Source organism: Paraburkholderia fynbosensis (genome assembly GCF_902859935.1).
GTDB classification, from domain to species: Bacteria; Pseudomonadota; Gammaproteobacteria; order Burkholderiales; family Burkholderiaceae; genus Paraburkholderia; species Paraburkholderia fynbosensis.
The window spans coordinates 240,337-253,035 of the sequence record NZ_CADIKI010000001.1; the positions used below are offsets into that span (position 1 = coordinate 240,337).

Annotated in this window: 11 protein-coding genes; all 11 read right to left on the reverse strand. The window is 64.4% G+C overall.

All coding sequences use genetic code 11. The features are described 5' to 3' along the window. Positions 1 to 60: 60 nt before the first annotated feature. On the reverse strand, positions 61 to 438 hold the full coding sequence (locus tag HV770_RS01020; protein WP_175157700.1) for a hypothetical protein: 378 nt from the start codon (positions 436 to 438) through the stop codon (positions 61 to 63). A 149-nt stretch (positions 439 to 587) separates the two neighbouring features. After that, entirely contained in the window at positions 588 to 1,772 is a 1,185-nt protein-coding gene (locus HV770_RS01025; protein WP_175157701.1) for a cystathionine beta-lyase, read from the reverse strand. A gap of 186 nt (positions 1,773 to 1,958) precedes the next feature. Further along, entirely contained in the window at positions 1,959 to 2,639 is a 681-nt protein-coding gene (locus HV770_RS01030) for a hypothetical protein (RefSeq protein ID WP_175157702.1), read from the reverse strand. A gap of 52 nt (positions 2,640 to 2,691) precedes the next feature. Continuing rightward, a complete protein-coding gene (gene bktB / locus HV770_RS01035; RefSeq protein WP_175157703.1) occupies positions 2,692 to 3,876 on the reverse strand; it encodes a beta-ketothiolase BktB in 1,185 nt (394 codons plus the stop codon). An 83-nt stretch (positions 3,877 to 3,959) separates the two neighbouring features. Beyond that, a complete protein-coding gene (locus HV770_RS01040; protein WP_175157704.1) occupies positions 3,960 to 4,910 on the reverse strand; it encodes a sugar kinase in 951 nt (316 codons plus the stop codon). A gap of 3 nt (positions 4,911 to 4,913) precedes the next feature. Next, positions 4,914 to 6,311: a 30S ribosomal protein S12 methylthiotransferase RimO gene (gene rimO / locus HV770_RS01045; protein WP_175157705.1), complete on the reverse strand. Its 1,398-nt coding sequence runs from the start codon at positions 6,309 to 6,311 to the stop codon at positions 4,914 to 4,916. Positions 6,312 to 6,394: 83 nt separating this feature from the next. After that, complete coding sequence (locus HV770_RS01050) at positions 6,395 to 7,417, reverse strand: tRNA dihydrouridine synthase (RefSeq protein WP_175157706.1); 1,023 nt, start codon at positions 7,415 to 7,417, stop codon at positions 6,395 to 6,397. Between the two features lie 366 nt (positions 7,418 to 7,783). Further along, complete coding sequence (gene phaR, locus HV770_RS01055) at positions 7,784 to 8,401, reverse strand: polyhydroxyalkanoate synthesis repressor PhaR (RefSeq protein WP_175157707.1); 618 nt, start codon at positions 8,399 to 8,401, stop codon at positions 7,784 to 7,786. 133 nt (positions 8,402 to 8,534) lie between these two features. Then, positions 8,535 to 9,275 carry a 3-ketoacyl-ACP reductase gene (locus HV770_RS01060; RefSeq protein WP_168668498.1) on the reverse strand — a complete coding sequence of 247 codons (741 nt, stop codon included), beginning with the start codon at positions 9,273 to 9,275 and terminating at the stop codon, positions 8,535 to 8,537. Positions 9,276 to 9,482: 207 nt separating this feature from the next. Beyond that, positions 9,483 to 10,664, reverse strand: coding sequence for an acetyl-CoA C-acetyltransferase (locus HV770_RS01065; RefSeq protein ID WP_175157708.1), 1,182 nt, complete (start codon positions 10,662 to 10,664; stop codon positions 9,483 to 9,485). A 133-nt stretch (positions 10,665 to 10,797) separates the two neighbouring features. Next, on the reverse strand, positions 10,798 to 12,618 hold the full coding sequence (gene phaC, locus HV770_RS01070) for a class I poly(R)-hydroxyalkanoic acid synthase (protein WP_175158012.1): 1,821 nt from the start codon (positions 12,616 to 12,618) through the stop codon (positions 10,798 to 10,800). Positions 12,619 to 12,699 lie beyond the last annotated feature (81 nt).

Sequence of the window (12,699 nt, forward strand, 5' to 3'; positions counted from 1 at the left end):
GTCATAACGCGCACCTGATTTTTTTCAGACCTCAGCGAAACGAGTAACTAGCTCATCGGTTCATCGCGCTGCGCGACAATATTCTGCGCGCGCCCTTGCCGTTCGATCACTGGCAGTCGCGTCCCATTGCTCGTCGCATACACTGAGCGAACACAACAGCACGACGATCGAAAATCCCACGATATTGAACGCCAGCAACGACAGTTCACCGTTCCCCCGCTCCAGCGCCACAGTCCAATCGCACACCAGAACAGCTGGCCGTTTTTCACCGAGGCGCCGATCAATGCCTTCGCGACGTGCCAGCCGTGCGCGGGTGCGACGAGCGCCAGCGTGAAGACTGGTCCGACAATCGGCACGCCAGGATCGAGCAACATCCAGAAAAAAACATTCATCGAGGCTCGCCGTCGTGCGGCAACCATTGGTCAGGGTGTGCACCATCGTAGCGTCGGGATTTCGTCCCGGCTATTCAGCCAAAATTGTTAGGCATACTGGCTATTGGGGCAAAAAAAACCCGCCGGCAAACGTGTCCCGATGGGCTTACTTATGGCATCACCGCGGGTGTCCCCTCAGCGAACGCACTCAGCCGTCTAATCCAGCGCAGCCAGGCACTGCTCGATGTCCGCACGCAAATCAGCCTCTTCTTCGAGGCCAATATAGAACCGCACCAAGGTCCCGCGATGCGGCCAATGCCCGGCGGTACGCATCGACGCGACGTCGTACGGCATGGCGAGGCTGTGCGCACCGCCCCAGCTCCAGCCGAGCGAGAAGAGCTCGAGCGACTCGCAGAACATATCGATTTGCGCCGCGCTGTAACGCTCGTCGAACACGACCGAAAACAGCCCGCCCGCGCCCGTGAAATCGCGCTTGTAAAACTCGTGGCCAGGACAGTCGGCGATTGCCGGATGTAACACCGCGGAAATTTCCGGGCGGCTTTTCAGCCATGTCGCCAGACCGAGCGCCGCGCGGTCATGCTGCGCGAAGCGCAGCTGCATCGAAGGCAGGCTGCGCAGAATCAGCGAGCAGTCGTCCGACGAGACGCCGATGCCCATGCGCATGCGCGCCGCCTTCAGCTTCAGATGCAATTCGCGGTCGACCGTGATCGTTGCGCCCATCAGCACGTCACCACCGCCCGACTGATACTTGGTCAGCGCCTGCACCGAGATGTCCACGCCGTGCTCGAACGGCCGGAACGCGAGCCCCGCCGACCACGTGTTGTCGATCGCCGTGACGACGTTGCGCGCGCGCGCCGCCGCCGTGATCTCGGGCACGTCGGCCACTTCCATCGTCACCGAGCCCGGCGCTTCGATCCAGATGAGGCGCGTATTCGGCTGGATCAGATCGGCGATGCCCGCGCCGACGAGCGGGTCGTAATAACGCACGCTGACGCCGAAATCGCGCGCCAGCCAGTCGCCATGATCGCGATTCGGCGAGTAGACGTTATCGGGAATCAGCACATCGTCGCCCGCTTTCACGAGGCCGAAGTACACGTTCGAAATCGACGACAGCCCCGACGGCTGCAGCAGCGCATGCTTGCCGCCTTCAATCGCGGCGAGGCGCTGCGCGAGCGCGAGCGAAGTCGGCGTCGCATGCAGGCCGTAGCGCCATTGCGCGTCGTTTTTCCAGTCGAGCGCGCGCATGGTCGCGAGATCGGGGAACACGACCGTCGACGCTCGCGTGACCGGCATCGAAAACGACTCGAAGCCCGGCGTCAATTGGTCCTCGGCGCGCACGGTGCGGGTTTGCAGACCGCGTTTGAGTTTGGATTGGGTCATGGCGAAGTTCGATGAAAGCTGAGAGAAACGGATAAAAGCGGATAAAAGCGGATAAAAGCGGATAAAAGCGGACGGAAGCGAGACAGAAGCGGCGAGCGCGCGGTTTCGGCACACGCGCCGCCTATGCAAGCGTAGACGAGGCAGCGAAATTGCGTCGGATCGACCGACGGCTCGCCTAGCGGGGGTTCACTCGCCGGTTTGCAGATTGCTGACGCCGCCCACCGGTTGGCCGCCGGCCTTGGCTGCTGGAGCCGCTGCCGGATCTGACGCAGCGGCGCGGCCGCTAGCCGAAGGTTGCTGCGCCGCGCCCGCTGCGGGCGCGGCTCTGGCCGCCGCAGCAGGCACCGCCTGCCCCGCCGCGAGCGGCTTCAGATTGAACGGCTGCGGATCAGAATCGTCGACGTTCATGCGGTCGCCCTCCACCGAGCCGTCGGCGGCGAACGTGCCGACCCAGTTACCGGTGATATGGGTGCCGTCGTTCGACTCCTCGACTTCGAGCGTATCGCCATTACGGTCGCCGGCGATCAGGATCAGCTCGCCGGTATCGGTGTACTGATATTCGCCGTGCACGCCGGACGGATCGTCGGTTTTCGCACCGAGCCGCAGCACGATCTGACGCGAGCCCAGCGTGCCGGCGTAACGCGGGAATTTTGCGAACTCGGGGCTCGGCTTGAGCGGCAACTGGATCGCCGCAGGCGCCGCCAGCTGCTTGACCGCATCGCTTTCCGCCCAGGCCTGCGCGGGCGTCAACGCCACCGTGCCGGCGCACAGCAACGCGGCCGCGCTCATGATTGCCCAACTGCGCTGTGCCGTCGCGCCCTTCAGCGCATCCTTCGCCGCGCCCTTCATCGCTTTCGATTCCCGCATCCGTTCCTTCCTCATTACCTGATACCTGCTTGCTACCGGTTCACTGCGAGCGTCAAATCCGCTCGAAGATCGCCGCGATACCCTGCCCGCCGCCGATGCACATCGTGACAAGCGCATAGCGCCCGCCGATCCGCTGCAGTTCGTATAGCGCCTTGACCGTGATCAGCGCGCCGGTTGCGCCGATCGGATGGCCCAGCGAAATGCCCGAGCCGTTCGGATTGACCTTCGTCGGATCGAAGCCGAGCTCCTTGCTGACCGCGCAGGCCTGCGCGGCGAAGGCTTCGTTCGCCTCGATCACGTCGAGATCGGCGACCGTCAGGCCGGAGCGTTCGAGCGCCTTGCGGGAAGCCGGCACCGGACCGATGCCCATGTATGCCGGATCGACGCCCGCGTGTGCATACGACACCAGCCGCGCGAGCGGCTTCACGCCGCGCTGCTCGGCGACACCGCGCTCCATCAGCACGAGCGCCGCGGCGGCGTCGTTGATGCCGGACGCGTTGCCGGCCGTCACCGTGCCGTTTTCCTTCGCGAACACCGGCTTGAGCTTCGAGAAGTCTTCCGCCGACGCGTTCATGCGCGTGTGTTCGTCCGTGTCGAACACCGTGTCGCCCTTCTTCGACGCCAGCGTGATCGGCAGGATCTGCTCCTTGAAGTAGCCGCTCGTGATCGCGTGGGCCGCGCGGCGGTGCGATTCGAGCGCGAGCGCGTCCTGGGCTTCGCGCGAAATGTCGTATTTGCGCGCGACGTTTTCGGCGGTCACGCCCATGTGGATCGACTGGAACGGGTCGTTCAGCGCGCCCACCATCATGTCGACGAGGCGCGCGTCGCCCATGCGCTGACCGAAGCGCGCGGCGGGCATCGAATACGGCGCGCGGCTCATGTTTTCCGCACCGCCGCCGATCGCGATGTCGGCGTCGCCGAGCAGGATGCTCTGCGCGGCCGAGACGATCGCCTGCAGGCCCGAGCCGCACAGGCGGTTCACGGTCAACGCGGGCGTGTGCTGCGCGACGCCGCCGTTGATCGCGGCGACGCGCGCCAGATACATGTCTTTTGGTTCGGTGTGCACGACGTTGCCGAACACGACGTGGCCGACTTCGTCGCCCGACACGCCGGCGCGCGTCAGTACCTCACGCACCACCCGCGCGCCGAGATCGGTCGGCGAAACATCCTTCAGGCTGCCGCCAAAGGCGCCAATTGCCGTACGCACACCACTTACCACCACTACGTCCCGTTGCATCGCTCGCTCCTCTTTTAGTCTGTGAAAGTCTCTAAGATGATCTTGCCTTGGCGGGCCGCGCGTCGCGGCGCATGGCGTTGCGTTCAGCCCGCCAGAATTCGTTCGACGCTGGCTCGCGAAGGAATCGGCGCCACCGCGCCGTAGCCTTGCGTGGACAGCGCCGCGGCGACGTTCGCGTAACGCGCCGCCGCAAAAGGATCGTCGCCTTCGACAATGCGCGCGATGAACGCGCCGCCGAAGCAGTCGCCCGCGCCGGTCGCATCGACCGCGTCGACGACGTGGCCCGGCACGACGCGCCGCTCGTCGGGCGTCGCGATATACGAGCCCTCCTTGCCGAGCTTCAGCGCGACCACGCGCGGACCCTGCCCGAGCAGGAAATCGACGATCTCGTCACGCCCCGTCAAGCCGGTCAGGTCGGTGACGTCGTCCCAGCTCGGCAGGCAGATGTCGGTTTGACGGATCGCTTCGAGCATCACCGCGCGGGCCCGCGCGAGCGGCCACAGCTTCAGGCGCAGGTTGGTGTCGAAACTCACGCGCACACCGTTGGCGCGCGCGTGCGCGATCGCTTCCAGTGCGGCATCGCAGGCGCTCAGGCTGATCGCGAGGCTGATGCCCGACAGATGCACGACCTTGGCCGCGGCGATCGCGTCGCGCGGCAAATCGTGCGGCGCATAGCGGCTCGCGGCCGAACCGGCGCGCAGGTAGTCGAATGCGTGGCCGTTCGGACCGTGCGACACGAAATAGACGCCGGTGGACGCGTGCGGATCGATGCGCACGAGCGACGTATCCACCTGCTCGCGCTCCCACAGATCGACCAGCAGACGCCCGAAATGATCCGCGCCGACCGCCGACACGAAACCGGTGCGCGCGCCCTGGCGCGCCGCCGCGATGCAGAAGTTCGACGTGTCGCCGCCGAAGCCCTGCAAATAGTTCGGCTGGTCTTTCGCCGACTGGTTGAATTCGATCATCGCTTCGCCGAGGGCGAGGACCGCTGCGGGCTGGCTTTGCGGCGTTGCGGCAATGCTTGCGGTCATCGCTTAGACCTCGCCCCACAGGTCGTGCCCGTCCGCGCCGGTGATCTTCACCGACACGAAATCGCCAACCTTGTAGCGTTTGGACGCCTTGGTAGCCGGCGCGATATACACCACGCCGTCGATCTCCGGCGCGTCCGCGGCGGTGCGGCCAATGCCGCCATCGGCGTTGATCTCGTCGACCAGCACCTTCAGCGTCTTGCCGACCTTCTTCGCGATCCGTTTCGCCGACACTTCCTCCGCCACTTCCATGAAGCGCGCGCGACGCTCTTCACGCACTTCGTCGGGCAACGCGCCGTCGAGTTCGTTGGCGCTCGCGCCTTCGACCGGCGAATACGCAAAGCAGCCGACGCGGTCCAGTTCCGCCTCGCGGATGAAGTCGAGCAGCGTCTCGAACTGCTCCTCGGTCTCACCGGGGAAGCCGGCGATGAACGTGCTGCGGATCGTCAGATCCGGGCACATCTCACGCCATGCCTTGACGCGCTCCATCACCTTCTCGGCGTTGGCCGGGCGCTTCATGCGCTTGAGCACTTCGGGATGCGCGTGCTGGAACGGCACGTCGAGATACGGCAGTACGTGACCCTTGTATGGGCCTTCGGCCATCATCGGGATGACTTCGTCGACGCTCGGATACGGATACACGTAATGCAGACGCACCCACGCGCCGTATTGCGCGGCGAGTTCGCCGAGCGCGCCGACCAGATCGGTCATGCGCGTCTTGATCGGCTTGCCGTTCCAGAAACCGGTGCGATATTTGACGTCGACGCCATAGGCGCTCGTGTCCTGCGAAATCACCAGCAGTTCCTTCACGCCGGACTTGAACAGGTTTTCCGCTTCGAGCATCACTTCGGCGACGGGGCGCGACACGAGGTCGCCGCGCATCGACGGGATGATGCAGAACGTGCAGCGATGGTTGCAGCCTTCGGAAATCTTCAGATACGCATAGTGACGCGGCGTGAGCTTGATGCCCGCCGCGGGCACCAGGTCGACAAACGGGTCGTGCGGCTTCGGCAGGTGCTTGTGCACGTGCTGCATCACTTCGCCGACCGCGTGCGGGCCAGTCACGGCCAGCACCTTCGGATGCACCTCCTCGATCAGCCCCGAGCCGCTGCCGCTCTTCTTCGCGCCGAGGCAACCGGTGACGATCACCTTGCCGTTCTCGTTCAGCGCTTCGCCAATTGCGTCGAGGCTTTCCTGCACCGCTTCGTCGATGAAGCCGCAGGTGTTGACGACCACGAGGTCCGCGCCGTCGTACGTACCGGAAATTTCGTAACCTTCGGCGCGCAACTGGGTGATGATCTGCTCGGAATCGACTAGCGCTTTCGGGCAGCCGAGCGAGACAAAACCGACTTTAGGCGCGGCTGCAGGCGCGGCGGTCGGGGCAATCGTAGGGGTGACAGACATGGGGGACCGCATGAAGACGTTAAACCTTGAATTGTAGCGGTTCGGCACGGCCACCGCTCGTAAGTCTTTGAATTTTAGCGCTCTCAACCCGTCACGGCTTCGGCCACATCGAGCTGTTCGGCGTATTCGCATCGAGATAGGCGCGGCGATGTGCCGGAAGCCAGCGCCTGCTCGATCACACCGAGAATTTCGCGGGAATCCTGCACACGCCGGATCACTGCGTGCAGTTCGGCCGCCTGTGGCCAGGTCCGCTGGAGGTAGCTGAGCCACTTCTTGACGCGGCCGTGCTCGTGGCTATGCGTCGCACGGGCCTGCAACTTCTTCAGATATCCGGCGATATCGCGAAGCACGCGCCGCCATTCCACATCGGATGGGGACGGGTCCATCAGTCCGCGGATTCGCAGCGCAAGGAACGGGTCCGACACGGCGCCGCGACCGAGCATCACGTCGGCGCAGCCGCTAACGGTTCGGCATCGCTCCCAGTCCGCCACGCTCCAGACTTCGCCGTTTGCGATGACCGGTACGCGAACGGCCGTGTCGATACGCGCGATCCATTCCCAGTGGGCCGGCGGCCGGTAGGCCTGATCGCGCGTGCGCGCATGCACGACGAGCGAGGCCGCGCCGCCTTCCGCAAGCGCGAGCGCGCAATCGATCGCCCGCGCGGTATCGGACACGCCGAGGCGCATTTTCGCCGTCACGGCGACGTTGGCCGGCACTGCCGCGCGAACGGCCGAGACGATCCGGTGCAACTGCTCGGGGTCGGCCAGCAGCATGGCGCCGCCGCCGTGCTGATTGACGAGTTTGGCGGGACAGCCGAAATTCAGATCGACCCCGTATGGCGACAAGGCGGCCGCTTGCGCCGCATTGCGGGCCATCCACCCGGGATCGCTGCCGAGCAGCTGGATCACCATCGGCGTACCGCTCGCGGTGCGGCTTCCGTGGAGGACTTCGGGCGCCTCCCTCTCGTAGACGCGGGCGGGCAGCAACGAGCCCGTCACGCGGACAAACTCCGACACGCAGCCGTCGAAGCCGCCCGTGCCGGTCAGCACGTCGCGCAATACGTAGTCCGCGAGCCCCTCCATCGGGGCGAGAAACAGCCGGCTCACGCGGGGGCCTGCTTATGCGATCCGCCGGTCAAGCGAGGCTGACCGGTGCGGCCTTCGGAGTCGAAGGGCCCGATGCGATGGGGAAATTGATCTGCGACATAAAGCAAAGCGGGCCCGGTTCGAGCGATGACGATGGCGAGAATGGGAAGTGAAGGAAGGGGTTCAAGGGTCATGAAGACCCCTACCCTATGGAAGAGCACCTGCGCGCTCAAGCGCTGATTGTACCGCGCGGCGGCTACGCACCTGTGCTTGCGTGGGCAGAAGCGCGAAGGTGACGCAGGCGGCGGCGCAAACAACCGCATGCCACATGTAGCTGCAGCCCCCTTGAAGCCGTCACGTTGAAGCGACCCGCAACACCCCACGCTATTACTTCTTCTGCGGTTCCGGATCGGTTTGCGGCGTGCCCGGCGCGTTTCCGCCACTCCCGGCATTAACCGCGCCGCCCGGCGTGAACGGGAAGGTGGCGAACATCGACTTCGCCTGGTTCTGCATCTGCTCCTGCATTTGCACGAACATGTTCTTCGATTGCTCGATATAGCTGGTCATCATGCCCTGCATCATCGGAGCCTGCATGTTCATGAACTGCGACCAGACTTCCGGATTCATCGCCTTGCCTTCGTACAGATTCTTCGACTGGTCGGCGAGCTTCGCCTGAATGTCGATGAAGGCCTGGATGTTCTTTTCCAGATACGTGCCCATCATGCCCTGCATCGCATGGCCGTAGAAACGGATGATCTGCGACAGCATCGACGACGAGAACATAGGCAAGCCGCCGCTCTCCTCTTCGAGGATGATCTGCAACAGGATGGCGCGCGTCAGGTCCTCGTTGCTCTTCGCATCGATGACCTTGAAATCCTCCTGATCGAGCACGAGCTGCTTGACATCCGTGAGCGTGATGTACGTGCTTGTCTCGGTATCGTAGAGCCGACGATTCGGATATTTCTTGATCAGTCGATCGGCTGTTTTCTTTGTAGTAGTGGTCATGTAACGCCTTTGAGCGCGAGTTGAGCGCGGAAACGGCGTCAGCCGGTTGCGCAATCGGGCCATTGCGCAACCGGGACGCCGCCGGAACCATCTGAGCCGGAGCGCACCGCCTTGCGAGCGGCGCGCCGGTGACTCAGCCCATATGCAAACCGCCGTTCAGCGAAAAATCAGCGCCCGTGGAGAAGCCCGACTCATCCGACGCGAGCCACGCGACGATCGAGCCGATTTCGTCCGGCTGACCCAGGCGGCGCACCGGAATCGTCGCCACGATCTTTTCCAGCACGTCCGGACGGATCGACTTGACCATGTCGGTGCCGATGTAGCCCGGCGACACGGTGTTGACCGTCACGCCCTTGGTGGCCACTTCCTGCGCAAGCGACATCGTGAAGCCGTGAATACCGGCCTTCGCGGTCGAGTAGTTGGTCTGGCCGAACTGGCCTTTCTGGCCGTTCACCGACGAGATGTTGATGACGCGGCCCCAGCCACGCTCGACCATGCCGTCGATCACCTGCTTCGTGACGTTGAAGAGGCTGGTCAGGTTGGTGTCGATCACCGCCGTCCAGTCTTCATGCGTCATCTTGCGGAACACGACGTCGCGCGTAATGCCGGCGTTGTTCACCAGCACATCGATCTCGCCGACTTCGGCCTTGACCTTCTCGAACGCGGCCTTGGTCGATTCCCAATCGCCGACATTGCCTTCGGACGCGATGAAATCGAAGCCCAGCGCTTTCTGCTCCTCGAGCCACTTCACGCGGCGCGGCGAATTCGGGCCGCAGCCCGCGATCACCTTGAAGCCCTCTTTGTGCAGTCGCTGGCAAATGCTCGTGCCGATACCGCCCATCCCGCCCGTTACGTACGCAATTCGCTGTGTCATAAACTACACTCCGTTATCGTTTTTCGAGGCGCCGACCGGCAACCTCTTCCCTCGTCTGGTGCTTCATCTCCACTGCCGCCGGGCGACCGGCCGACGAGGCCACTGCTGATACCACGCGCCACCTGCTTCGCCGTGACGCGCGGCAACCTTGCCTGATGATGCCTGCCTGCCGGCCGGCGCCTCGCTGCGCCGGTCAGCGCGGCGTCCTCAGGCGCGCTCGAGCGCCAGCGCCACACCCATGCCGCCGCCGATACACAGCGACGCCAAACCCTTCTTCGCATCGCGCTTCTGCATTTCGTGCAGCAGCGTGACGAGAATCCGGCAGCCGGACGCGCCGATCGGATGGCCGATGGCGATCGCGCCGCCGTTCACGTTGATCTTCGAGGTGTCCCAGCCCATCTGCTGATTCACGGCGCACGCTTGGGCGGCGAATGCTTCGTTGATTTCCATCAGGTCCAGGTCGGCCGGCGTCCAGCCCGCGCGTTCCAGACAACGGCGCGAAGCCGGCACCGGGCCCATGCCCATCACCTTCGGATCCAGACCGGAGGTCGCATAAGCCTTGATGCGCGCGAGCGGCGTGAGGCCGAGCGCCTCGGCCTTCTTCGCCGACATCACCAGCACCGCCGCCGCACCGTCGTTCAGACCGGACGCATTGGCCGCCGTGACCGAGCCTTCTTTGGAGAACGCCGGCTTCAGACTCCCCAGCGATTCCGCCGTCACGCCGTGACGCACGAATTCATCGGTAGCGAAACGCAGCGGCTCGCCCTTGCGTTGCGGGATCTCGACCGGCACGATTTCGTCGTTGAAACGGCCCGACTTCTGCGCGGCTTCCGCCTTATTCTGCGAAAGCGCCGCGAACGCGTCCTGCTGTTCGCGCGTGATGCCGTATTCCTTCGCGACGTTTTCCGCCGTCACGCCCATGTGGTACTGGTTGTACACGTCCCACAGGCCGTCGACGATCATCGAGTCGATCAGCTTCGCGTCGCCCATGCGGAAGCCGTCGCGCGAACCCGGCAGCACGTGCGGCGCAGCGCTCATGTTTTCCTGACCACCCGCGACGACGATGTCCGCGTCGCCCGCGATGATGGCGTTGGCCGCGAGCATGACCGACTTCAGACCCGAGCCGCATACGACGTTGATCGTCATGGCCGGCACCGCCGTGGGCAGCCCCGCCTTGATCAGCGCCTGACGTGCCGGGTTCTGGCCTGAACCGGCCGTCAACACCTGCCCCAGAATCACTTCGCTCACCTGCTCGGGCTTCATACCGGCGCGTTCGAGCACGGCGCGGATCACCACTGCGCCGAGGTCGGGCGCGGCGATCTTCGCCAGCGATCCACCGAATTTGCCTACTGCCGTACGGGCGGCCGATACGATCACAACATCAGTCATTTCCATATCCTCCGGGCACGCCGGCCAACTGCGCCGCAGCCCGTCAAGTTAAAAATTCGTTGCTCTTAAGGCCCTGCTCAATCGGACGCTCATTCACACCGCCAAACACCGCACCGTGATGCGCGTTTTAACTTTACTCCCGTTGCCGCACGTAACGTCCGGGCGCGGGTTCGATGACCGGAAATTCGGCCGAGCCGGCCGTGGCACGCGGCTTGACCTTCTTGCCGCCGTACTGATCGAGCCAGGTGGTCCATTCGGGCCACCAGCTGCCCGGCACTTCCGACGCGGCGTCGAGCCATTCGTCGGCGCTCTGCGGCAACGTTTTGGCGTCGCCTTCGAGGGTCCAGTAACTGCGCTTTTTCTTCGCGGGCGGATTGATCACGCCGGCGATGTGCCCCGACGCGCCGAGCACGAATTTCAGCGGGCCGGTGAGTAGCGGCACCGATGCGTACGCGGTTTGCCACGGCACGATATGGTCTTCGCGTGACCCATAGATGAAGGTGGGCACGTCGATCTTCGACAGGTCGATCGGCTCGCCGCAGGTGGTCAGCGCACCCGGCTCACGCAGCCGGTTCTCGAGGTACGTGTTGCGCAGATACCAGACGTACATCGGGCCCGGCAGGCTGGTCGAATCGCTGTTCCAGTACAGCAGATCGAACGGCACCGGCGTGCGTCCCTTCAGGTAATTGTCGACGACATAATTCCACACCAGATCGTTCGGCCGCAGGAACGAGAACGTGTTGGCGAACTCGATGCCGCGCATCAAGCCCGGCGCACCGTTCTTGCCGCCGATGGTCTGCTCGCGCATCTGCACGTGCGCCTCGTCGACGAACACGTCGAGCACGCCCGTGTCGGAAAAGTCGAGCATCGCGGTGAGCAGCGTCATCGACGCGGCCGGGCGTTCGCCGCGCGCCGCGGCGACCGCGAGCGCGGTGGCGAGCATCGTGCCGCCGACGCAGAAGCCGAGCGTGTTGATCTGCTCGCGGCCGCTGATCTTGCTGACTGTCTCGATGGCGGTGAGCACGCCCTCGCCGATGTAATCGTCCCAGGTTTTATGCGCGATCGATTGATCCGCATTGCGCCATGAAATCAGAAACACCTGGTGTCCCGAATCGAGACCGTGCGCGACCAGCGAGTTCTCCGGCTGCAGATCGAGAATGTAGAACTTGTTGATGCACGGCGGCACGATCAGCAGCGGACGCTCGCGCACGGTAGCCGTACGCGGCTTGTACTGGATCAACTGCAGCAAGTCGTTCTCGAACACCACCGAGCCTTCGGTGTTCGCGAGATTCTCGCCGACCACGAAACGCGATTCGTCGGTCTGTGAAATCTTGCCGCGCCGCATGTCGGCGAGCAGGTTCATCACGCCCTGGCGCAGGCTGTCGCCCTTGCTGTCGAGCAAGGTTTTTTGCGCCTCGGGATTCAACGCGAAGAAGTTGCTCGGCGAGGCCGCCGCGGTCCACTGCTGGACCGCGAAACGGATGCGCTCGCGCACCTTCGGTTCGATGTCGAGCGCGTCGACCATTTCCTGCAGATAGCGCGCGTTCAGCAGATACCAGGCGGCGGTGAATGCGTACGCGGGCGTCGCGCTCCATGCTTCGGCGCTGAAGCGGCGGTCCTTGAGCTCGGGCGCTTTGGCCGCCGACGAAGCGGCCTGCTGGATCAACTGCATCGCCTCGCGCGAATACTCGGCTTGCAGTTTCTGCAGACGTTCGGTCGGAATCGCGGCGCTCGGGATATTCAGCCCGGCGAACGACGGCGTGGACGGCATTGCGCCCGCGGCCAGTTTGCTGAAATCGGGCATGCCGGGAAACGACGGAATCTGGGGGAAGCCCATTTGCGCGGCGCCGGTCACCTGCGGCATCTGGGGCACGGAGAACGGCAGGCCGCCCGCGCCGGGTGGCGTACCGAGCGAACGCCACGCGTTCATCCACGTGTCGAATAATTGCTGCATGCCGGCGGCGGGCGCTGCGCCGCTCGTACCGGCCTGCTGCGTCTGCTCCGTCGAGGAGTCCGTGCTGGGGGAAGCTGAGGA

Excerpts from the sequence above, each read along its gene's own strand:
- HV770_RS01060 (WP_168668498.1), bottom strand. The coding sequence starts at position 9,275 with ATGACACAGCGAATTGCGTACGTAACGGGCGGGATGGGCGGTATCGGC.
- HV770_RS01040 (WP_175157704.1), bottom strand. The coding sequence starts at position 4,910 with ATGACCGCAAGCATTGCCGCAACGCCGCAAAGCCAGCCCGCAGCGGTC.
- HV770_RS01065 (WP_175157708.1), bottom strand. The coding sequence starts at position 10,664 with ATGACTGATGTTGTGATCGTATCGGCCGCCCGTACGGCAGTAGGCAAA.
- HV770_RS01025 (WP_175157701.1), bottom strand. The coding sequence starts at position 1,772 with ATGACCCAATCCAAACTCAAACGCGGTCTGCAAACCCGCACCGTGCGC.
- bktB (WP_175157703.1), bottom strand. The coding sequence starts at position 3,876 with ATGCAACGGGACGTAGTGGTGGTAAGTGGTGTGCGTACGGCAATTGGC.
- phaR (WP_175157707.1), bottom strand. The coding sequence starts at position 8,401 with ATGACCACTACTACAAAGAAAACAGCCGATCGACTGATCAAGAAATAT.
- HV770_RS01030 (WP_175157702.1), bottom strand. The coding sequence starts at position 2,639 with ATGCGGGAATCGAAAGCGATGAAGGGCGCGGCGAAGGATGCGCTGAAG.
- HV770_RS01020 (WP_175157700.1), bottom strand. The coding sequence starts at position 438 with ATGGTGCACACCCTGACCAATGGTTGCCGCACGACGGCGAGCCTCGAT.
- phaC (WP_175158012.1), bottom strand. The coding sequence starts at position 12,618 with ATGCAGCAATTATTCGACACGTGGATGAACGCGTGGCGTTCGCTCGGT.
- rimO (WP_175157705.1), bottom strand. The coding sequence starts at position 6,311 with ATGTCTGTCACCCCTACGATTGCCCCGACCGCCGCGCCTGCAGCCGCG.